A 22,447-nucleotide genomic window follows, 5' to 3' on the forward strand; every position below is an offset into this window, starting at 1 on the left:
GTAACATGAAAAAGATGAGTAAACATATAGTTTTATCATTTGCGGTGAGTTCTTTGCTCTTTTCTCAAGCTTATGCTTTACTAAGTGGGGGTAAATTTACTCATGGTACAAGTGGGACTATCCATACCTCTGGCAATACTGTAACGATTACAGGAAAAGGACAAAATCATGTTATCCAATGGGGTGGCGGTTTTAATATAGGACAAAATGAAAGTGTAAATTTTAACGGCAAAAATCAAAACTACCTAAACATTGCTTATCAAAAAGATGCTTCTAAGATAGACGGAGCTTTAAATAGAGGGAATAACAATATCTTTTTAGTTAATCCTATGGGAGTTTTGATTGGCAAAACAGGAACTATTACTGCGGGAAAATTTGTAGCTAGCACAACAGCTTTAAGTGATGATAATGTCAAAACTTTTTTAGAGAAAGGAGCTAGTTTCTCTCCGGCATTTGATGTAAGCAAACAAGGAAATATTATAAATCTTGGAAAGATCAATGCAGATAATATTGTTTTAATAGGAAATAAGGTTGAAATCAATAAAAGAAAAATTACTTTGGATGTATTAAAACTTGAAGGTAATAAAGTTTATGTTGATGCTGGAGTGGTAAAAGATACAAAAAATATCGTAGCCAAAGCAGAGCAAGAAGCTATCATTCAACAAAGCATAACAAGTTTTGAAGAAGATGGAGCTTTATTGGGTAATTCTAGTAGTAAATTTAGTTTTGATGATAGTAGTAAAGTTAAAAACTGGACTAAATATGGAAGTATTGCGGATGCAACAGAATGGAATAAATTTGCTGATTTTTGGAATGTAAATAAAGAAAAATTTAGAACAGCTTTTGATCATTTTCGTTTGATTGATGATATTGATTTTAGTGGCGTGAAAACATACATAGTAGGTGATAATACAAGCAATGCTTTTGCTAAATCTTTCGATGGTTCTGGTTATGCTTTAAAAAATGTTAATATTAATTCATCAAATCAATATGTAGGAATTTTTGGAGTTGTTCAAAATAGCTATATAAGAAACTTTAATATTCAAGGATTGAAAATTGCTTCAACTGGTTATGATGCTTAGTTGGAGGTATAGTAGGGCAAAATATTGCAAACAGTTATACGGGTTTTGAAAATGTGACTGTTAATGATCTCGTTATTAATACAGCTGTAAATACTAAAGTTGGCGGAATAATAGGCTGGGGAATGGTAGTGGAGGGAATAACACTATCAATTTTACAAATGTTGCTATTAATAATATAAGTATAGTAGCAAAGAAGGTTCTTATGTGGGTGGCATAGGCAGACAAATTGATGGTGGTAATTTTAATAATGTTGTGGTTAATGACATAGAAAAACTTATAACTTCTGGGAATGATAGTAAAACAGGAGGATTTACTGGAAAAGTTGGAAATTTAAAGATTAATAATGCTTACTTATTTTATAAAATGGAGCAATTTTGAGTGCTGGAAACTATAAAACACAAGCTGGAAAAGTTATTGGTGATCCTGGAATTAGTGTAAATAATAATTTTAGTAATATTTATGTTTATCATAATTTAGAAAATGGTTACATTGATGAAGGACAGAATTTTTTAAGTCTGTGCAATATAATAATGAAGTAACAGGAAAAAAAGATTTTGATAGTGCTGTAAGAAAGAAATTTAACGATATAAAATATCTTGATAATAATTCTTATGCTTTTGCTGATTCTTTTACCAAGGCAACAGATGCTGTGAAATTATCCAAAGACGACTTTGACCCTAAATTGCTTCAAAGAATTTTAGATGATTTGATGAATGGAAAATACACTTATGATTTTGATACCAAAACTTGGACTTACACAGATAGTAAGGGTGTGGTAGGAAAAGATGAGGCTAGTGAAATCACTCAAAGTTTAAATTTCTTAAATGCGTTTAAAGATACGGGAGTAGAACAAGAATTTTTAAAGTTATGGCAAGGTTCGCAAGAACAAAATTATAAAAATTATACCAATCTTTATGAAAAATGGACGCAAAAGAAAACTGCTATGGATAAAATCAAAACCGGCGAAGGTTATTTCGCTAGTTTTAAAGAAGAATTACAAAAATACCAAGAAGCCTTAGCTCAACTTGACAAAGAAAATAAAAACTATGAAAAAATCAAAGAATCAGGCTTAGTTAGCGATGAAACATTAAGGGCTATATATGAAAAACTTTTAGAACAAAAAGAAGCTCTTGAAAAGCAGTTTGCGGATCTTAGTGGAAATGAAGGATTTCGCTATAAGCTTGAAAATGAAATTCTAAATTCTCAAGGTTTTTCTATAGAAGGTAAAGATGTAGATGGTAAAGTATACACTGGAAATTTTAATTTTAAAGGAAAATTAGCCTCATTGCCAGAAAAACCAAATATATCTATCTATGAGCCAGATAAACAAGGGGGTGAAGATCCAGACAAACCTTCTGTATTGCCGCCTGAAATTCCTGAAAAGGTTGTAGAAGCTCCTATAAAAATTCAAACCGAAGTAGACGCAAAAAAAAGAAGAAGATGATGATCAAGTGGAAATAGGAGAAGCAGATGCTAGAAGTAGTGGTTTGCGTTGTATTGTAAGTGATAATTTTAAGACAATGAATATTTGTGTAAATGCAAAATAGGAAATAAAAATGAGAAAAATTTTAGTTGTTTTAGTCTTATTGCAAGTATTTTCACATGCTGAAGAGCTAAATAATAATAAAATAAGAGAGCTTATAGAAAGCTCTCCTGAAGCAAATGAACCACAAAATAAAAATTTAAAAAATACATTAAAAAATCAAAAAAGCCCTGTAAATTTCAAAGAGCAAAATACTACAAATATTACAAATTCACAAACTGATCAAAATGAAGCTAAGGTTTTTGTAAGAGAGTATGTTTTGCATATCGATAATAAAGATTTGACATTTAAAAAATTAAGAATTAGCGAAAAATAAATTCAAGATGCAATAGCTGAATATCGCAACCAAGAATTAAGCTTACAAAATTTAAAAGATATAACAAACATTATAGCTTATTATTGTCAATTAAGTGGCCATCCTTCGGCAACTGCTTATATACCACCGCAAGATTTAAGTTCTAACAAAGTGCAAATTAACATAGCTTTTGGAACTTTATAGGAAAAGTAATTATTAAAAACAACTCAGGTGTCAGAGATTATGCTTTAGAGAGTAAATTGAACAAAAATCTTAAAGGGAAAGTTGTCACAACTAAAAATGTGGAAAATGAAATTTATAAAATCAATGAAATATACGGAATCCAAACCAATGCTAATTTACAATCAGGTGATGGTTGTGGAGAAAGCGATGTTATTATAGAAGTAAACAAAGGTGAGATAGTGTAACTTTAACTTTATATTCTAACAACTATGGGACTAAAGAAACAGGTCGTTTTAGAGCAGGAATGAGTCAAAGTTTAAACAATATAGCAAGATAAGGGGATAACTTAAATTTTTATCTTCAAGATAGTGATGAAAATCAAACAGATTATGGGATTAATTATAGTACTTTTATAGGGAATTTAAAAATTACTCCATTTGCAACTCAAGGACATTATGTTCCTGGCAGAATTTATAGAAATCTTAGTTTTTATAGGGACTCTATGAATGTTGGAGTAAATTTTTCTTATCCTGTGTTTTTATATACTGAGTATTCTTTATATCTTGTTTCGGGTTTTACTCATAAAAAGATTAAAGATTATTATCTTGATGGTTTAGTAAGCAATGAAAAAGCGAGAAATAGTGTAAATTTGGGCATAGAAAGAACTTATAGAGGTTTGGAGAATAATGTCCTAAGTTATACTTTAAATTTTATATATGGTAATGTTGAAAATGATGGTGATTTTTCTGGATTTAATGGAGTAAATTTAGGAAATTTTGGAAAAATGAATTTAAATTTAAGCAACAAATATCAATTCTAAGAACGCTTAACTCACATTTTTCAACTCAATTATCAAAAAGTTATCAGCGATGCTGTTTTAGATAGTAGTGAATCCGTATCTTTAGGTAGACCTTGTGGTGTATGTGTTTGTTTAGAAGGTGAGGGAAGTGCGGATAATGTTGTTTCTGGCGCCTTGGGAATAAGATTTCAAACACCTTTAGAAGGGCTTTACTCGACTCCTTTTTATGATATAGGGTATTCTTGGTATGAAAATAAAGAATATCAAAGTGAAAATCATTATCTTATGGATGCAATGGGTATATAAATACTCTATACAAGAAGTGCTAATTTTTATGTAAAAATGGATGCTGCAAGAGCTGTTCATCAGTTTAAACACGATGGAGAACATCGAGCAAGAGTTTATGCAAGCCTAGAAAAATACTTTTAACTTTGGGGTGATTGGAAAATTCCCCCCCCCCCCATTTTTAAACCCACCAAATACTTATATAAATACTTACACAAATATTTATACTATTTAATCCTTTGTTTAATCCCCTTTTAAGTTTAATTGGTTATACTTTCATTTCCTTTTTTGAAAAAAGGACTTAAAATCTTTTAAATTATAAAGTTTCACTAGCTTAGTAGATTTTATAAATTAACTCTTTTGGTTTTTGTCTTATAAACTAAAAGCTTTTTTATAAATCTTGTTTTTTAATTTAAAAACTTTTCTTTTAAAAATGATTTTTTGTTTTGTTCTTTTAAATTAGTATTGTTATTCAAATCTTATTAGTCAATCTTTGAAATCTAAATAAGTGATCGATTGAGCCAGAACAGATTTAGGCATAAGCAATTATGTAAAATCTATTCAATCTAATAATTAAAAAGATTAAAAACTTTTCTTTTAATCTTTCATAACTTTTTCTTTGAAGAAAAAGATTAAACTATCTATAATTTTTTATGGAGAGTTTGATCCTGGCTCAGAGTGAACGCTGGCGGCGTGCCTAATACATGCAAGTCGAACGATGAAGCTTTTAGCTTGCTAGAAGTGGATTAGTGGCGCACGGGTGAGTAAGGTATAGTTAATCTGCCCTACACAAGAGGACAACAGTTGGAAACGACTGCTAATACTCTATACTCCTGCTTAACACAAGTTGAGTAGGGAAAGTTTTTCGGTGTAGGATGAGACTATATAGTATCAGCTAGTTGGTAAGGTAATGGCTTACCAAGGCTATGACGCTTAACTGGTCTGAGAGGATGATCAGTCACACTGGAACTGAGACACGGTCCAGACTCCTACGGGAGGCAGCAGTAGGGAATATTGCGCAATGGGGGAAACCCTGACGCAGCAACGCCGCGTGGAGGATGACACTTTTCGGAGCGTAAACTCCTTTTCTTAGGGAAGAATTCTGACGGTACCTAAGGAATAAGCACCGGCTAACTCCGTGCCAGCAGCCGCGGTAATACGGAGGGTGCAAGCGTTACTCGGAATCACTGGGCGTAAAGGGCGCGTAGGCGGATTATCAAGTCTCTTGTGAAATCTAATGGCTTAACCATTAAACTGCTTGGGAAACTGATAGTCTAGAGTGAGGGAGAGGCAGATGGAATTGGTGGTGTAGGGGTAAAATCCGTAGATATCACCAAGAATACCCATTGCGAAGGCGATCTGCTGGAACTCAACTGACGCTAAGGCGCGAAAGCGTGGGGAGCAAACAGGATTAGATACCCTGGTAGTCCACGCCCTAAACGATGTACACTAGTTGTTGGGGTGCTAGTCATCTCAGTAATGCAGCTAACGCATTAAGTGTACCGCCTGGGGAGTACGGTCGCAAGATTAAAACTCAAAGGAATAGACGGGGACCCGCACAAGCGGTGGAGCATGTGGTTTAATTCGAAGATACGCGAAGAACCTTACCTGGGCTTGATATCCTAAGAACCTTTTAGAGATAAGAGGGTGCTAGCTTGCTAGAACTTAGAGACAGGTGCTGCACGGCTGTCGTCAGCTCGTGTCGTGAGATGTTGGGTTAAGTCCCGCAACGAGCGCAACCCACGTATTTAGTTGCTAACGGTTCGGCCGAGCACTCTAAATAGACTGCCTTCGTAAGGAGGAGGAAGGTGTGGACGACGTCAAGTCATCATGGCCCTTATGCCCAGGGCGACACACGTGCTACAATGGCATATACAATGAGACGCAATACCGCGAGGTGGAGCAAATCTATAAAATATGTCCCAGTTCGGATTGTTCTCTGCAACTCGAGAGCATGAAGCCGGAATCGCTAGTAATCGTAGATCAGCCATGCTACGGTGAATACGTTCCCGGGTCTTGTACTCACCGCCCGTCACACCATGGGAGTTGATTTCACTCGAAGCCGGAATACTAAACTAGTTACCGTCCACAGTGGAATCAGCGACTGGGGTGAAGTCGTAACAAGGTAACCGTAGGAGAACCTGCGGTTGGATCACCTCCTTTCTAGAGTACAAAGTAATAAGTCTCACAACTATTACTTCAATATATAAACTCAATTGATTCTTGTTTAGATTTCAAAGATTGATGATAAAGCTAATTGTTTATGGGGAATTAGCTCAGCTGGGAGAGCGCCTGCTTTGCACGCAGGAGGTCAGCGGTTCGATCCCGCTATTCTCCACCATTTATTAAGGGCCTATAGCTCAGCTGGTTAGAGTGCACCCCTGATAAGGGTGAGGTCACAAGTTCAAGTCTTGTTAGGCCCACCATAAAAAAGATTTGAATAAAGAAGCTTTAAAATCTAAAGCAAGTATATAAAATAGATTAAATATAAAATATAAACTCTATACTTAGATTTATTTTTTATCTTTAACTATAAAAGAATATACTTTAATAGATATAAGTAGCATATACATTTATATTTATAATGATTATGTTAATATATATACTTCCTTTAGGTTTTAAACCTAAATGTTCTTTTTAATTATCATTGTTAAGAGTCACAAGCAAGTTTTAATAAAAACAATTTTACAGGACTTGTTAAAGGATAAAACCTATTTATCTTTTCTTTAGTTTAACTTAACTTTTAGCTGTCTTTATTTCTATGAATAAAGAGAATATTGGATTTAAGGATTATAAATTAAAGACAAGTTTCAAACTCACAGCTTAGTTGAGACTAAATCATTTAGTTTTATATTAAGTGTTTGAATGCTTTCCGTCTTAAGATAAAGAAGTCTTATCATAAAAACTTTAACAAGGAAGTGATGCGTTTTAGAATCAATAATAAAAGGTAAAAAAAGGTAAGCTACTAAGAGCGAATGGTGGATGCCTTGACTGGTAAAGGCGATGAAGGACGTACTAGACTGCGATAAGCTACGGGGAGCTGTCAAGAAGCTTTGATCCGTAGATTTCCGAATGGGGCAACCCAATGTATAGAGATATACATTACCTATATAGGAGCGAACGAGGGGAATTGAAACATCTTAGTACCCTCAGGAAAAGAAATCAATAGAGATTGCGTCAGTAGCGGCGAGCGAAAGCGCAAGAGGGCAAACCCAGTGCTTGCACTGGGGGTTGTAGGACTGCAATGTGCAAGAGGTAAGTTTAGCAGAACATTCTGGAAAGTATAACCATAGAGGGTGATAGTCCCGTATGCGAAAAACAAACCTTAGCTAGCAGTATCCTGAGTAGGGCGGGACACGAGGAATCCTGTCTGAATCCGGGTCGACCACGATCCAACCCTAAATACTAATACCAGATCGATAGTGCACAAGTACCGTGAGGGAAAGGTGAAAAGAACTGAGGTGATCAGAGTGAAATAGAACCTGAAACCATTTGCTTACAATCATTCAGAGCCCTATGTAGCAATACAGGGTGATGGACTGCCTTTTGCATAATGAGCCTGCGAGTTGTGGTGTCTGGCAAGGTTAAGCAAACGCGAAGCCGTAGCGAAAGCGAGTCTGAATAGGGCGCTTAGTCAGATGCTGCAGACCCGAAACGAAGTGATCTATCCATGAGCAAGTTGAAGCTAGTGTAAGAACTAGTGGAGGACTGAACCCATAGGCGTTGAAAAGCCCCGGGATGACTTGTGGATAGGGGTGAAAGGCCAATCAAACTTCGTGATAGCTGGTTCTCTCCGAAATATATTTAGGTATAGCGTTGTGTCGTAATATAAGGGGGTAGAGCACTGAATGGGCTAGGGCATACACCAATGTACCAAACCCTATCAAACTCCGAATACCTTATATGTAATCACAGCAGTCAGGCGGCGAGTGATAAAATCCGTCGTCAAGAGGGAAACAACCCAGACTACCAGCTAAGGTCCCTAAGTCTTACTTAAGTGGAAAACGATGTGAAGTTACTTAAACAACCAGGAGGTTGGCTTAGAAGCAGCCATCCTTTAAAGAAAGCGTAATAGCTCACTGGTCTAGTGATTTTGCGCGGAAAATATAACGGGGCTAAAGTAAGTACCGAAGCTGTAGACTTAGTTTACTAAGTGGTAGGAGAGCGTTCTATTTGCGTCGAAGGTATACCGGTAAGGAGTGCTGGAGCGAATAGAAGTGAGCATGCAGGCATGAGTAGCGATAATTAATGTGAGAATCATTAACGCCGTAAACCCAAGGTTTCCTACGCGATGCTCGTCATCGTAGGGTTAGTCGGGTCCTAAGTCGAGTCCGAAAGGGGTAGACGATGGCAAATTGGTTAATATTCCAATACCAACATTAGTGTGCGATGGAAGGACGCTTAGGGCTAAGGGGGCTAGCGGATGGAAGTGCTAGTCTAAGGTCGTAGGAGGTTATACAGGCAAATCCGTATAACAATACTCCGAGAACTGAAAGGCTTTTTGAAGTCTTCGGATGGATAGAAGAACCCCTGATGCCGTCGAGCCAAGAAAAGTTTCTAAGTTTAGCTAATGTTGCCCGTACCGTAAACCGACACAGGTGGGTGGGATGAGTATTCTAAGGCGCGTGGAAGAACTCTCTTTAAGGAACTCTGCAAAATAGCACCGTATCTTCGGTATAAGGTGTGGTTAGCTTTGTATTAGGATTTACTCCGAAAGCAAGGAAACTTACAACAAAGAGTCCCTCCCGACTGTTTACCAAAAACACAGCACTCTGCTAACTCGTAAGAGGATGTATAGGGTGTGACGCCTGCCCGGTGCTCGAAGGTTAATTGATGGGGTTAGCATTAGCGAAGCTCTTGATCGAAGCCCGAGTAAACGGCGGCCGTAACTATAACGGTCCTAAGGTAGCGAAATTCCTTGTCGGTTAAATACCGACCTGCATGAATGGCGTAACGAGATGGGAGCTGTCTCAAAGAGGGATCCAGTGAAATTGTAGTGGAGGTGAAAATTCCTCCTACCCGCGGCAAGACGGAAAGACCCCGTGGACCTTTACTACAGCTTGACACTGCTACTTGGATAAGAATGTGCAGGATAGGTGGGAGGCTTTGAGTATATGACGCCAGTTGTATATGAGCCATTGTTGAGATACCACTCTTTCTTATTTGGGTAGCTAACCAGCTTGAGTTATCCTCAAGTGGGACAATGTCTGGTGGGTAGTTTGACTGGGGCGGTCGCCTCCCAAATAATAACGGAGGCTTACAAAGGTTGGCTCAGAACGGTTGGAAATCGTTCGTAGAGTATAAAGGTATAAGCCAGCTTAACTGCAAGACATACAAGTCAAGCAGAGACGAAAGTCGGTCTTAGTGATCCGGTGGTTCTGTGTGGAAGGGCCATCGCTCAAAGGATAAAAGGTACCCCGGGGATAACAGGCTGATCTCCCCCAAGAGCTCACATCGACGGGGAGGTTTGGCACCTCGATGTCGGCTCATCGCATCCTGGGGCTGGAGCAGGTCCCAAGGGTATGGCTGTTCGCCATTTAAAGCGGTACGCGAGCTGGGTTCAGAACGTCGTGAGACAGTTCGGTCCCTATCTGCCGTGGGCGTAAGAAGATTGAAGAGATTTGACCCTAGTACGAGAGGACCGGGTTGAACAAACCACTGGTGTAGCTGTTGTTCTGCCAAGAGCATCGCAGCGTAGCTAAGTTTGGAAAGGATAAACGCTGAAAGCATCTAAGCGTGAAGCCAACTCTAAGATGAATCTTCTCTAAGCTCTCTAGAAGACTACTAGTTTGATAGGCTGGGTGTGTAATGGATGAAAGTCCTTTAGCTGACCAGTACTAATAGAGCGTTTGGCTTATCTTTAATAAAGCATCACTTCCTTGTTAAGGTTTTTAAGAAGACTTTGAATATAGATAATATTTAGAGTTTAATAGAAATCTTTCAAGTAGAGTTTGTATTAGAACTTGCTCTTAACATTGTTTTTTAAGTATTCTATATAAAAACTTATCAAAGATAAAAGATAAGAAAAGAAGAAAGAGAATAAAGAAAAAAGTAAAGGAATAAAAGATTAAGTTTTATTCTTAAATTCAATCTTTCAAAGAATATTTAAATAACAATGTCCGTGATTATACAGATGTGGAAACGCCTTGCTCCATCCCGAACCAAGAAGCTAAGCACATCGTGGGTGATGATACTACGCCTTACTGGCAGGGGGAAAGTAGCTCATTGCGGACTTGTTAATTCTACTTTATCTTATTCTTATAGATTTAAAATCTTAGTTTTTATACGTCAATCGTTGTTTTTATATTTAATTATTTTTTTATGTTTATAGGTTTAATTAGCTTGGGTTGATTTAATGGTTGTTTGAGTTGTTTAGTTTATATGTTTTTATATCTCAATTATTCTTTTTATTTATTTATTGAATCTTTTGTATCAATAATTAATCTTTATGTTTACTTGTATAGGTTTATTTATTCAATCTATTTTTATGTGTCAATTGTTCTTTATATGTCTAGTTTATATTTTATTATGTAGGTTGGGTTTGTTCAATAATTGGGTTGGATTTTTAATCACTCAAGTTTATTTTATAGTGTTTATTGAGGTTTATGGGTTGGGGTTGTTATACACTTCTTAGTTGGGTTAGGGGTTAATGTTGGGTTAGGGTGGATAGACTATGATTGTCTATTCTTGTTGGCGAGAATGAATGTTATACTTGAGATAAATTTTTTATTATCGATAGTCTTGCTATTTAATTGATGTTTGTAAAAAAGTGTGTGTAATTTATGGCTTGTTTGGGTTTGGGTGGGATTAGCTTGGTTAATTTATGGTTTTTTATTGTTAATCTTATAAATTAAATTTATTAGTTTAATCAATTAAATTAATTATGCTTGCTTGATTTATTGCTTTATGGGTCGGTTGAGATTGTTTTTGTCTGGGTGATTGAGATTTATTGTTTGCTTGTTCTTTACAAATACTTTTATTTTATAGTGTTTATTGAGGTTTTATGGGTTGGGGGTTGTTTATGATGAAATAAATATTGCTGTAAATACATGCAAGGGTTTAGTGTTGTCTAAAAAAAGATTACTTGCTTTAAATTTATCTTTTTTTATTCAATAAAACTCTCACTTCTTAAGTGGGAGATGAATTGCTTACAGTGTTAGTTGTACGGCTCTAGTTAGGTATTTGACATAATCAGTAATTTTTTATAGAATACCTATGCGGAATAATGCTAGAAACTCTTAAAAAATATGCAGAAAATCAAGGCATAGAAGATAATTACCCTAAAAAAATATATAACCAAAAAGAAAAAAAGCCCTAATGGAACAAAGCAATGCAAATAACCAAAGGTTTTAAATATAGAATTCTACCTAAACAAAGAACAACAAAAGCTTATTAATCATCAATGTTTCATCTATATCAAGCCTATAATATTTGTTTAAATTTACAGCAAGAGAGTGGGATAAAAATAAGAATTTAGATAAAAAAGATAGGAGTTATTTAAAGGCAAGTAAGATAGATAATCAATAAAACTAGCCTTATAAAAGCAAGAGAATTAAGCTATAAAAGTGTTGTAACCCAACAAGCAAGGATTAATCTTCTCGTGCCTTAGAGCAAGCAATTAGAGATAAAAACAAAGGCTTTCTCAAATTTAAAAACTCTAAATTTGCAAAGCAAAGCTTTAATTGGAATAATCAAGCCTACAAAATCAAAGATAGTGATACTACTAAGTTTAAGATATTTAGACTTATGAATACATTTTTTAAAATGCGTTATCACAGAGATTTACGAAATACTTATAAGTTTAATCAAATCACTATTATCAAAAATCACAATAAATACTATTTAGCTTTTAGTATCATTTATGATGAATCGAATGTTTCTTTAATGTCTAGCAAAGATTTTGATATTAAAAAAGCAGTTGACATTGATTTAAATATCAATGAGATTACCTTAAGCAGTGGAGAGTTAATAGCTACTAACTCAAAGCTACTTAGTAGAGCTGAATATTAAAAGATTGCAAAGAAAACAAAGCAGGAGAATATTAAAAACAAAAAAGGAGAAAACAAAGTTAAGCCATAATTTCAAAAAAACACAATTAAAATTAAATAAAATCTATGAAAAAAGTTCAAAATCAAAAAGGATAGTTATCACAAGATAACTTCAAAACTCATACAAGAATTTGACTTGCTAGCAGTTGAAGATTTGCAAATTAAGAATATGTGTAAAAGAGCTAAATTAAAGAATATAAAAGCTAAAAGTGGTTTAAATAAATCTATTCTTAATACTTCATTCTATCAATTCTCTCAATATCTAGAGTATAAAGCAAAGCATAATGGCAAATTCTTTATAAAAGTCAATCCACAATATACAAGCAAAACTTGTAGTGTATGTGGAAATATCAAAAAAAATCTTATGTTTAAAGATAGAGTGTATCTTTGTGAAAAATGTGGCAACACTTTACATAGAGATATTAATGCTGCAAATAATATCTTAAAGCGTGGATTAAAGTCGTTTGGGTTAGGAATTAGCCTTGAGGACTATAAACTCAAAGCCTTTCGAATTAGCTAATACTAGTTAGCTTTAGCTAGGAAGCTTCTACTTCTAAGCGTTAGCAAAGCTGGAGTGATTTGCATTAAAAATAGAGTATATTGTGAAAGATTTAGCTTAATTTATATACCAATGGTATTTTTATATGAAAAGTTTTTTCATATTGTGGAAATTTTTTAGAAGCTATGCGTATAGTTTCTAAAGCACTTTTATTTAGAAAATCATATTTTGAAGGCTTAAGTATTTTTAAATTTTCTAATTTCTTTTCTTTTGTCCAGGTAAATTCTACAAGAACCTCCCCACTCATACGCATTTTTCTAGCTTGTCTAGGGTAGATTAGGGCTTCATCGATTGCTGATTTTATTTCTTTTAAAAGCTCACTATTACTAGTTAAAGATACGCTTTGGTAAGAGCTGGCTTGTGGAGTTTGTTGCTGCATGATTGGTTGCTGCATGTTTGTATCTTTTTTGGGTTGACTTATTGCCTTTGCATTTGCTGGAGGGATTATTTTTTTAGGTTTAGCGATAGGTTTTTCTTTTCTCGGTTTTATTTTTTTTATTTCTTGCACAGGTTCTTTGGGTTGCACATTCGAAGGCTCTTGTATAGTTTGTGTGGGTTGTGTCGGTTTCATATCGGAGGAATTTTGTACAAAATGTTTGATTGCCATATTAAATTTATTTTCTTTAATAATTTCATTGGGTTGTATGTGTAAAAAATCTTTAGAATAAAGAAAAACAAAAAATAAAGGTGTAAAAACAAATAAAGTGATAAAAGAAGATTGGTTTTTATGATTGCTTATAAATGTTTTCATCTTTTACTCCGTTATGATTTTATTTTTTGATTTAAATATCTTTATTTCTTAAAACACATTCTATGGTAAATTGTTTAAAAAGATAAATTTTGAAACAAATTTCACAGAGAAAAATAACAATCAAATAATCAAGCTTGTATCTAAAAGATATTTAATTTTTGCTATTTACTTCTCTAAAAAAACTTATATTTTTAAGAATTATAGCAAGAAAAAATAAATTTTTAATTAATACTAATTATCACAATTGATACAAAATTTATATTAAATTAATAATTATTATCATAATATTTTGATTTCTAAATCAATATTTGACAAAAGGAGAAAAATGAAAAAAATATGTCTATCAGTTTGCGCCATTGGTCTCTTAAGCTCCAATGCCATATCGCAAAATGTAGAACTAGATAGCTCAATCGTTAGTGCTTCTGGCTTTACCCAAGATATTAAAGAAGCTCCTGCTACTATCAATGTTATCAGTAAAAAAGAATTACAAAGTAAGCCTTATAGAGATGTTGCAGAGGCTATCGCAGATATCCCAGGCGTTGATTTATATGCTAGCAAGGGAAAAACAGGTTCTTATAATATCACTATGAGGGGTATTACTGGATATACTTTGGTTTTGATTGATGGGCGTCGTCAGGGTATTGGCGGAGAGGTGGGCCCTAATGGTTTTAATGAAATTTCAAATTCTTTCTTACCTCCGATTTCTAGTATAGAAAGGATAGAAGTTATAAAAGGCCCTATGAGTACTTTATATGGCTCTGAAGCTTTAGGCGGGGTGGTAAATATCATTACCAAAAAAGTAAGTGATAAATGGGAAACTTCTGTAAGTTTGGATGCTCTTTTAAATGAAAATAAAGATTGGGGTAATACTTATGGAACGAGTATTTATTCTAGTGGTCCTTTGATGAATGACAAATTGGGTCTAACACTTCGATTTAGAGAATTTTACAGACAGCAATCTAATGTTGAATTTACAAATGGAAGTGGACAAAGAGTTCAAGGAGATCAAGCTCAAAGTCCCACAAAAGCAAATAATTTTAATATAGGAACAAGAATTAGTTATTTAGCTAATGATTATAATACCTTTATATTTGATATAGATTTTTCAAGAAATCATTACGATAACAAACAGGGTCAATTAGGAACCATCACAAGCCCAGGTAGTGCGCCAGATAGCTTAACGGGTGGTTATGCAGATATTATGGAAGTTGATAAATTTGTGACTTATTTAAGCCATGAGGGTGTTTATGAAAACTTTTCTATCACTTCTGGTTTGCAGTATAATAGAGTAAGCAATAATGGACGCGAAGTTGTAGGACAAGCTAATCAGCCATTTTTAGGACAAAATAGAGATATAGTCGCAGAAGATATTATCTTAGATACTAAGTCTGTCATTCCTTTGGGACAAAGTCATATTTTAAGCGCAGGTGGTGAATATAGGCTTGAAAAAATGCAAGATAAAATAGCTAATCCGACCAATTTTGATCAGTATTTATTGGCAATATTTGCAGAGGATGAGTACAGCATAAAAGATAACTTAAGATTGACTTTTGGAGCAAGATACAATCATCATGAAATTTTTGGAAATAATATTTCGCCAAGAGCTTATCTGGTTTATAATCCTACTGATGAACTTACTTTAAAAGGCGGTGTATCTACGGGTTTTAGGACTCCTTATGCAAATCGTTTGATAAATGGAGCTTATAATTATAGTGGTCAAGGTAGATTCCCTATATATGGAAATCCTGATTTAAAAGAAGAGACATCTTTAAATTATGAAATAGCAGCTATTTACAATAATGATTTGTTTTATGTTTCTGCGACAGGTTTTTTAACAAATTTTAAAGATAAAATTTCAACCCAAAGATATGATAAAGGCAATATGATTCCAGGAATTGGTACTTGCGATGCTGATAGATGTTTTAAGGCAATCAACCATGGCAAGGTTGAATATAAAGGTATAGAGCTTGGAGCAGGGATAAGCCCTCTTGATAATTTAAATGTAAATTTTGCTTATACTTATCTTGATAGTGAGGTTAAAGAAGCACAAGATAAAAGTGTGATAGGTAAACCTGAGCAGGATAGTTTAAAACACAATATCATGTTAAAAACTGAATACAGCTTCTATAATAAAATTACCCCTTGGATAAAAGGCGAATGGCAAATAGATCGCTATATGGGTGATACTAATATAAATAGGGAATATTATAAGGATATCTTTTTCGCTTCTATGGGTGTGCGTTATGATATCAATAAGCAATGGAGTATCAATGCAGCTATTTATAATCTTTTTAACAAAAGTTTTACAGATGGTTGGGAATCTTATCAAAATAGCGGTGCTCCTACTTGGGTCAATACTTACAATCGTATAGAAGAAGGAAGAAGAATGTATATTTCTATCAATGGTAGCTTTTAAGCTTTAATAGAAAAACTAAAGGGCTTTTAAAGTCTTCTTTAGTTTTTTATTTTAATACCCTATACCTTTAAAAAACTAGACAATCAATTCAATTTAAAATTTTCATCTTATTTTTATCGTTGCATTTTCAATCTTAAAAGATAGCTTATCCTTATAAAAAAGTAACTAATAAAACTTTAGTCATATAGACTAAATAAAATTAAGTATATTTTTTATATTTACACTTGACAAAATAACACTCAATGTTGTATAATATATCTAGCAATCAAAAAATAGAGTGCTAAAAATTTAAGGAAAGAGCTATGAAAAGCCGAGATAAAAAGGATTTGATTTTAGAGTCTATTATCCAAACTTATCTTTTGGATAATGCGCCTATTGGTTCTAATGAGTTAAATTCAAACCTTTGCATACCTGCTTCGACTATACGCGTTTATCTTAAAAGACTTAGCGATGAGGGTTTGATCACTCAGCTTCATATAAGTAGTGGTAGAATTCCTACTATTTTAACGATGCAAAATTATTGGCAAAGTTTTTGGGAAAAAGAACAAGATAAAAATATCCATATCAAAAACGAAAGCTTTTTGAAAGAGTTAAGTAAAGAATTTGAAATTTATTGTCTTGTTTATGGAGGTAGAAGTTTAGTACTTAAAGAAGTACTAGATCTTAATACTAAATTTATAGTGCTTGATTTTGAAGATGAAGAGCTGGTTTTAAAATACGAAAAAGAAGCGTGGAATTTTTTACAAAGTCTTATAGGGCTTGATCTTTCTAGTATAGAAAAAATAGCTTTGAGAGTTCATTTTATAGATCTTGTAGAAAAAATAGCTAGCTTAAGACAAAATTTGATTTGCTATAGAAGCAATGAAGAAAGAGCTTATCAAATTTATCAAAATGATGAATTTGTTAAGCTCTTAGATTGTCAAATTCACCGTCATTTTAAAGAAAGTCTTGAATTTGAACCTTTATTTAAAGAAGGTTTTATGGGGCTTAAGGTGGATGCGCAGTTTTTGGGCGAAGATGTAAATATTATCTTAGCAGGTAGTGTTTATACGGATTATAAAAAAATATTACAATATATAAAGGAGGCGGCGTGAGCGAGCAAAAGCAAGAATTTGAAAACGAAAACGCAGAAAATTCTGAACATTTGCAAGATGAGAATTTGCAAAATATCGAAGATGTTGAGCAAAACAAATTGCAAAAAGACTATGATGAATTAAAAGACAAATATATGCGTGCAAACGCTGAATTTGAAAATATTAAAAAAAGAATGGAAAAAGAAAAGCTAAGTGCTATGGCTTATGCAAATGAAAGCTTTGCAAAGGATTTGCTTGATGTTTTAGATGCTTTAGAAGCAGCTGTTAATGTTGAATGCCAAGATGAAATTAGCTTAAAAATCAAAGAAGGAGTGCAAAATACTTTAGATTTATTTCTTAAGAAACTTGAAAAACATGGAGTGGCTCTTATCAAAGATGAAAAAGAGTTTGATCCTAATTTACACGAAGCAATGTTTCATGTAGATAGTGAAAACCATCAAAGTGGTGAAGTGGTTCAAGTGCTTCAAAAAGGTTATAAAATAGCCGATCGCGTGATCCGCCCAACCAAAGTTAGTGTAGCAAAATAAATTTTAATAAAAGGATAAAAAATGAGTAAAGTTATAGGTATAGATTTAGGAACAACCAATTCTTGTGTTGCTGTGTATGAACGCGGCGAGAGCAAAGTAATCCCAAACAAAGAAGGAAAAAACACAACTCCTTCAGTGGTAGCTTTTACAGATAAAGGCGAGGTTTTAGTAGGCGATAGTGCAAAACGCCAAGCGGTAACTAACCCTGAAAAAACCATTTATTCTATCAAAAGAATTATGGGTTTAATGATCAATGAAGATGCGGCTAAAGAAGCTAAAAATAGACTTCCTTACCACATCACCGAAAGAAATGGTGCGTGCGCAATAGAAATCGCAGGTAAAATTTACACCCCACAAGAAATTTCAGCAAAAGTTTTGATGAAATTAAAAGAAGATGCAGAAGCTTTTTTGGGTGAAAGTGTTACTGATGCGGTGATTACTGTGCCTGCTTATTTTAACGATGCACAAAGAAAAGCGACAAAAGAAGCGGGAACGATAGCAGGACTTAATGTATTAAGAATTATCAATGAGCCTACTTCAGCAGCTCTAGCTTACGGACTTGATAAAAAAGATAGTGAAAAAATTGTGGTTTATGATCTAGGTGGGGGAACTTTTGACGTTACTGTGCTTGAAACGGGCGATAATGTAGTAGAAGTTTTAGCAACAGGTGGTAACGCTTTCTTAGGTGGTGATGATTTTGATAATAAACTTATAGATTTTCTAGCTAATGAATTTAAAGATGAAACAGGCATAGATCTTAAAAATGATGTTATGGCTTTGCAACGCTTGAAAGAAGCAGCAGAAAATGCTAAAAAAGAATTAAGTTCAGCTAATGAAACTGAAATTAATTTACCATTTATCACAGCAGATGCAAGTGGGCCAAAACATTTGGTTAAAAAACTTACTAGAGCTAAATTTGAAGGTATGATTGATTCTTTAGTAGCTGAAACCATCACTAAAATCAATGAAGTAGTAAGCGATGCAGGGCTTAAAAAAGATGAGATCAAAGAAATCGTTATGGTAGGGGGCTCTACTCGTGTTCCTTTAGTGCAAGAAGAAGTGAAAAAAGCCTTTAATAAAGATCTTAATAAGTCTGTAAATCCTGATGAAGTTGTGGCTATCGGTGCGGCGATTCAAGGTGCGGTTATAAAAGGTGATGTAAAAGATGTGCTTTTACTTGATGTTACTCCGCTCTCTTTGGGTATAGAAACTCTAGGCGGGGTAATGACTAAGATTATCGAAAAAGGTACAACTATTCCAACTAAAAAAGAGCAAGTTTTCTCAACCGCTGAAGATAATCAAAGTGCTGTAACTATCAATGTTTTACAAGGGGAAAGAGAATTTAGTCGTGATAATAAATCTTTAGGAAATTTTAATCTTGAAGGAATTCCACCAGCACCACGCGGTATGCCACAAATCGAAGTTACTTTTGATATCGATGCAAATGGTATTTTAACTGTTAGTGCAAAAGATAAAGCAACAGGTAAGGCTCAAGAGATCAAAATCACAGGTTCAAGCGGACTTAGCGAGGAAGAGATTAATAACATGGTAAAAGATGCTGAACTTCACAAAGAAGAAGACAAAAAACGCAAAGAAGCTGTAGATGCTAGAAATGCAGCTGATAGCTTGGCGCATCAAGTAGAAAAATCTTTAAGTGAGTTGGGTGAAAAAGTTGCCGCTGCTGATAAAGAAAATATTCAAAAAGCTCTTGATGATTTGCGTGAGACTTTGAAAAATCAAAATGCAAGCAAAGAAGAGATTGAAAGCAAAATGAAAGCTTTAAGCGAAGTTTCTCATAAGTTAGCCGAAAATATGTATAAAAAAGATGAGCCAAACACAGCAAATGATAAAAAGAAAAAAGATGACGATGTAATCGACGCTGAAGTTGAGTAATCTTAAAATCTCTATTCAAGCCTTTTTAAAAGGCTTGAAAATTTTTTAAAATTTTAAAGAAATGACAAAATCTGTAAAACATAATTCTTTTATTAGCTTGCTACCTAATTTTTCATTGATTTTTTAACCAATTCTTTTTGAAGTTCTAATTCAAATCAGACAATTCATTTTAGTGTAAGCAAACTAAAAAATTAACAATAAAATAAAATTAATCTAAAAACTTTTTAGATATAATCTTAATAAACATAAAAGGAAAAATTTGAATTTATCATTTAAAATCTTTGATATTTCCAATACACAACGATCAAAAGCTAAAAAAGTGCAGGGTAAAAAATATGAAATTTTTCTTAATGAAAATGAGCACAGTCTTATAACTCCTAAAGTGTCTTTTAAAGAAATTTTGAGGTATTATTATCTTTATCCAAAAAATGCCATCCCTTCTTTTAAGTTACCTTTTTTCAAGCCTGATTTGAGTGGTTTTAGCACCCCACATATTACTTGGCTTGGCCATTCTTCGCTTTTTATAAGTTTTAAAGAGTATAAAATTTTGATTGATCCTATTTTTAACACTCATGCTTCGCCCATTTCTTTTATCAACAAGGCTTTTAAAAATGCTCCTGTTTATAATATAAATGATTTTAATGAAATTTTTGCTGTGATTATCACGCATTCGCATTTTGATCATTTAGATGCTAAGAGTGTAAAAGCTTTAAAAGATAAGGCTAAATTTTTTATCACTCCTTTAAAAGTGGGAAATTATCTAAAAAGCTATGGGGTGAGCGAGAAAAAAATCATAGAGCTTGATTGGTGGAGTGGAATAGAATTTGGTGATTTAAAAATCATGGCAACACCTGCACAGCACAGTTCAAGTAGGGGAGATGGTAAAAACAAAACCCTTTGGGCTTCTTTTGTGATGGAATTTTTAAGTGTAGATAAGAGAGTGTTTTTTAGCGCAGATGGAGGGTATTTTACACATTTTAAAAAAATAGGTGAGTATTTTGGAAGTTTTGACCTAGCTTGTCTTGAAAGCGGACAATTTAATATCGCTTGGCCATATTCACACTCTTTTCCTGAGCAAATTTTAAAAGAGGCAAAAGATCTTAATGCAAAGGCTGTCATGCCTATACATTGGGGGAGATTTTTAGCAGGAACTCATGCATGGAATGAGGTGGTAAAATTTCTTTATGAAAATTTAGATTTACCCCTTATCACACCAAAAATGGGCGAGGCTTATGAAGTAGGAGCTAAATTTAAACAGGATTTTTGGTGGAAAGAAGAATAAATTAACACAAGTTTATAATTTATATTTTGGCTTTTGCTATAGTTTTGTAAAACTAAAAAAGGAGATTTTGTGAAAATCATTCAATGGAATGGAGCGGAATTTAGCCCAAAAGAAGTGAAAATCAATGTTTTAATTGACAATGAAAAAGGTAAAGAAATTCAAATTTTATTAGCTAAAGACAGTGTGATGAAAGAGCATAAAGCTCCTTTTGCTATACATGTTCAAGTTTTAAGCGGTAAAATTTGGTTTGAAGTGGAAAAGGAAAAATTTGAATTAAATGCTTTAGATATGATAAGCCTAGAGGCAAATGTAGCACATTCTTTAGGTGGATTAGAAAATTCTATAATAAGATTGAGTTTAAATAAATCAGATAGTGTTCAAAGGGTAAATGCTGTGCTTAAAAAGCCTTGATTTTATAAGGTTTTAATTTGCCTAAATAATTCTAGGCTTTAACCTAGAATTATTTATAGTTTTTAATGAAATTTGCTATTCTTTCTAAACCTTTTTTGATAAGCTCATCGCTTGTAGCATAAGAAAGTCTGAAGTATCCATCCATTCCAAAACCTACACCTGGAACAACGGCAACTTTTTCTTGTTCAAGTAACTTTTGACAAAATTTCATAGAATCTTTTTCTATTTTTTGTATATTTACAAAAAGATAAAAAGCACCTTCTGGTTTATAAACACTGATATTTGGGATTTGTTTAAGTATGTCTAAGGCTAAGTTACGGCGTTTTTCAAAGGCTTGACGCATTTTTTCTATATCTTTATCACATTCTCCATTTAAAGCAGGAATGGCTGCATGTTGAGTGATAGAGCAAATATTTGAAGTGCTTTGTCCTTGAAGTCTTTTAACGGCTGAAATTAGGGCTTTATTTTTGCTTGCCATATAGCCAAAACGCCATCCTGGCATAGCTCCACATTTGCTAAGTCCGTTAATGGTCACAGTGCGTTTTAAAGCATCTTTGCTTACACTTGCAAAAGCTACAAAATCAAAACCATCATAGCGAAGTTTTTCATACATTTCATCACTTAAAACAGTAATTTGCGTTCCTTCTAAAACTTTAGCAATTTGAGTTAATTCTTCTTTAGAATAAATCGATCCCACAGGATTTGAAGGAGAATTTAGCATCAAAACTTTGGTTTTAGCTGTGATAGCTTTTTTTAATTGTTCAGCGGTAATTTTAAAGCCATTTTCTTCTAAGCCTTCTATAAATACAGGTTTTCCACCTGCAAATTTTACCATTTCAGGATAGCTTACCCAGTAAGGACTAGGGATAATCACTTCATCATCTTTTTCTACTAAGCATTCTATACATTCAAAAAGAGAGTGTTTTGCGCCTACATTGGTGATGATTTCATTTGTTTCATAATCAAGATTATTATCTTTTTTAAATTTGGTTTGAATAGCTTTTAATACTTCAGGAATTCCTGCAACAGCAGTGTATTTTCCACATCCTTTTTCAATAGCACTTATAGCGGCATTTTTGATGGTTTGTGGTGTGTCAAAATCAGGTTCACCCGCTGAAAAACTAATGATATCCTCGCCTTTGGCTTTAAGTTCATTGGCAAGTGCAGTGATAGCTAAAGTGATAGATTCTTCTAAAACTTGAGATCTTTTTGTAAGCATTTTTCAATCCTTGATAATTTTTGTTTAATTTTAGCAGAAAATTGCATTTTTACAATAAAT

The 22,447-nt window shown here is 33.8% G+C and carries 19 protein-coding genes, 2 tRNA genes, 3 rRNA genes and 1 pseudogene; 22 read left to right on the forward strand and 3 right to left on the reverse strand.

The genetic code is table 11. The features are described from left to right. Positions 1-5: 5 nt before the first annotated feature. The 16 genes from FBF20_RS03925 to FBF20_RS03975 all read left to right on the forward strand — a co-directional run bounded on the left by FBF20_RS03925 (position 6) and on the right by FBF20_RS03975 (position 12,755). Positions 6-1,082: a filamentous hemagglutinin N-terminal domain-containing protein gene (locus FBF20_RS03925; protein ID WP_002917109.1), complete on the forward strand. Its 1,077-nt coding sequence runs from the start codon at positions 6-8 to the stop codon at positions 1,080-1,082. A gap of 204 nt (positions 1,083-1,286) precedes the next feature. After that, a complete protein-coding gene (locus FBF20_RS08890; protein WP_002858593.1) occupies positions 1,287-1,460 on the forward strand; it encodes a hypothetical protein in 174 nt (57 codons plus the stop codon). Between the two features lie 139 nt (positions 1,461-1,599). Continuing rightward, positions 1,600-2,526: a hypothetical protein gene (locus tag FBF20_RS03930; RefSeq protein ID WP_002858499.1), complete on the forward strand. Its 927-nt coding sequence runs from the start codon at positions 1,600-1,602 to the stop codon at positions 2,524-2,526. A gap of 112 nt (positions 2,527-2,638) precedes the next feature. Then, entirely contained in the window at positions 2,639-2,941 is a 303-nt protein-coding gene (locus FBF20_RS08895; protein ID WP_002858562.1) for a hypothetical protein, read from the forward strand. 60 nt (positions 2,942-3,001) lie between these two features. Beyond that, complete coding sequence (locus FBF20_RS08900) at positions 3,002-3,124, forward strand: hypothetical protein (protein WP_285816309.1); 123 nt, start codon at positions 3,002-3,004, stop codon at positions 3,122-3,124. Between the two features lie 56 nt (positions 3,125-3,180). After that, on the forward strand, positions 3,181-3,348 hold the full coding sequence (locus FBF20_RS08905) for a hypothetical protein (RefSeq protein WP_248276692.1): 168 nt from the start codon (positions 3,181-3,183) through the stop codon (positions 3,346-3,348). 257 nt (positions 3,349-3,605) lie between these two features. Beyond that, complete coding sequence (locus tag FBF20_RS08910) at positions 3,606-3,923, forward strand: hypothetical protein (protein ID WP_002858604.1); 318 nt, start codon at positions 3,606-3,608, stop codon at positions 3,921-3,923. A gap of 153 nt (positions 3,924-4,076) precedes the next feature. Continuing rightward, entirely contained in the window at positions 4,077-4,208 is a 132-nt protein-coding gene (locus tag FBF20_RS09070) for a hypothetical protein (RefSeq protein WP_002858570.1), read from the forward strand. Between the two features lie 629 nt (positions 4,209-4,837). After that, positions 4,838-6,350, forward strand: a 16S ribosomal RNA gene (locus FBF20_RS03940). 102 nt (positions 6,351-6,452) lie between these two features. After that, positions 6,453-6,528 (forward strand) — tRNA-Ala (locus FBF20_RS03945). Positions 6,529-6,536: 8 nt separating this feature from the next. Continuing rightward, positions 6,537-6,613 (forward strand) — tRNA-Ile (locus FBF20_RS03950). Between the two features lie 529 nt (positions 6,614-7,142). Further along, positions 7,143-10,049 (forward strand): 23S ribosomal RNA (locus FBF20_RS03955). 255 nt (positions 10,050-10,304) lie between these two features. Next, positions 10,305-10,421, forward strand: a 5S ribosomal RNA gene (gene rrf / locus FBF20_RS03960). Together the 16S, 23S and 5S rRNA genes with 2 tRNA genes alongside form the textbook arrangement of a ribosomal RNA operon. Before the next feature lie 991 nt (positions 10,422-11,412). Next, positions 11,413-11,505, forward strand: coding sequence for a hypothetical protein (locus tag FBF20_RS03965; RefSeq protein ID WP_002776614.1), 93 nt, complete (start codon positions 11,413-11,415; stop codon positions 11,503-11,505). Positions 11,506-11,933: 428 nt separating this feature from the next. After that, positions 11,934-12,197, forward strand: a complete 264-nt coding sequence (locus FBF20_RS03970; protein ID WP_002890613.1) for a hypothetical protein — start codon at positions 11,934-11,936, stop codon at positions 12,195-12,197. A 174-nt stretch (positions 12,198-12,371) separates the two neighbouring features. Beyond that, positions 12,372-12,755, forward strand: coding sequence for an RNA-guided endonuclease TnpB family protein (locus FBF20_RS03975; RefSeq protein WP_002792118.1), 384 nt, complete (start codon positions 12,372-12,374; stop codon positions 12,753-12,755). 91 nt (positions 12,756-12,846) lie between these two features. On the opposite strand, the gene FBF20_RS03980 is transcribed toward FBF20_RS03975, so the two are convergent. Further along, complete coding sequence (locus tag FBF20_RS03980) at positions 12,847-13,545, reverse strand: energy transducer TonB (protein ID WP_002858756.1); 699 nt, start codon at positions 13,543-13,545, stop codon at positions 12,847-12,849. Between the two features lie 325 nt (positions 13,546-13,870). On the opposite strand from FBF20_RS03980, the gene cfrA reads away from it, so the two are divergent. The 4 genes from cfrA to dnaK all read left to right on the forward strand — a co-directional run bounded on the left by cfrA (position 13,871) and on the right by dnaK (position 19,475). Next, on the forward strand, positions 13,871-15,961 hold the full coding sequence (gene cfrA / locus FBF20_RS03985) for a TonB-dependent ferric enterobactin receptor CfrA (protein WP_002904671.1): 2,091 nt from the start codon (positions 13,871-13,873) through the stop codon (positions 15,959-15,961). Between the two features lie 302 nt (positions 15,962-16,263). After that, positions 16,264-17,055, forward strand: coding sequence for an HrcA family transcriptional regulator (locus FBF20_RS03990; protein ID WP_002843531.1), 792 nt, complete (start codon positions 16,264-16,266; stop codon positions 17,053-17,055). Further along, the gene (grpE, locus tag FBF20_RS03995) at positions 17,052-17,582 is read left to right on the forward strand and encodes a nucleotide exchange factor GrpE (RefSeq protein WP_002780052.1); all 531 of its coding nucleotides are present in this window, start codon (positions 17,052-17,054) and stop codon (positions 17,580-17,582) included. The genes FBF20_RS03990 and grpE overlap by 4 nt, the downstream gene beginning before the upstream one ends. A gap of 21 nt (positions 17,583-17,603) precedes the next feature. Beyond that, the gene (dnaK, locus tag FBF20_RS04000) at positions 17,604-19,475 is read left to right on the forward strand and encodes a molecular chaperone DnaK (RefSeq protein ID WP_002826316.1); all 1,872 of its coding nucleotides are present in this window, start codon (positions 17,604-17,606) and stop codon (positions 19,473-19,475) included. Positions 19,476-19,520: 45 nt separating this feature from the next. On the opposite strand, the pseudogene FBF20_RS09105 reads toward dnaK, so the two are convergent. Further along, positions 19,521-19,630 (reverse strand): annotated as a pseudogene (locus FBF20_RS09105) (flagellar basal body protein FliL); the annotation flags it as partial. 104 nt (positions 19,631-19,734) lie between these two features. Between FBF20_RS09105 and FBF20_RS04005 the strand changes: the two are divergent. Both FBF20_RS04005 and FBF20_RS04010 read left to right on the forward strand, forming a co-directional pair. After that, a complete protein-coding gene (locus FBF20_RS04005) occupies positions 19,735-20,757 on the forward strand; it encodes an MBL fold metallo-hydrolase (RefSeq protein ID WP_002852439.1) in 1,023 nt (340 codons plus the stop codon). A gap of 69 nt (positions 20,758-20,826) precedes the next feature. Continuing rightward, positions 20,827-21,168 carry a cupin domain-containing protein gene (locus FBF20_RS04010; RefSeq protein WP_002852534.1) on the forward strand — a complete coding sequence of 114 codons (342 nt, stop codon included), beginning with the start codon at positions 20,827-20,829 and terminating at the stop codon, positions 21,166-21,168. Between the two features lie 49 nt (positions 21,169-21,217). Here the strand turns inward: FBF20_RS04010 and FBF20_RS04015 are convergent, their stop codons facing one another. Continuing rightward, on the reverse strand, positions 21,218-22,387 hold the full coding sequence (locus tag FBF20_RS04015) for a pyridoxal phosphate-dependent aminotransferase (RefSeq protein ID WP_002852601.1): 1,170 nt from the start codon (positions 22,385-22,387) through the stop codon (positions 21,218-21,220). Positions 22,388-22,447: the final 60 nt, after the last annotated feature.

The organism is Campylobacter sp. CFSAN093259 (assembly GCF_012889985.1).
Lineage (GTDB): Bacteria > Campylobacterota > Campylobacteria > Campylobacterales > Campylobacteraceae > Campylobacter_D > Campylobacter_D jejuni.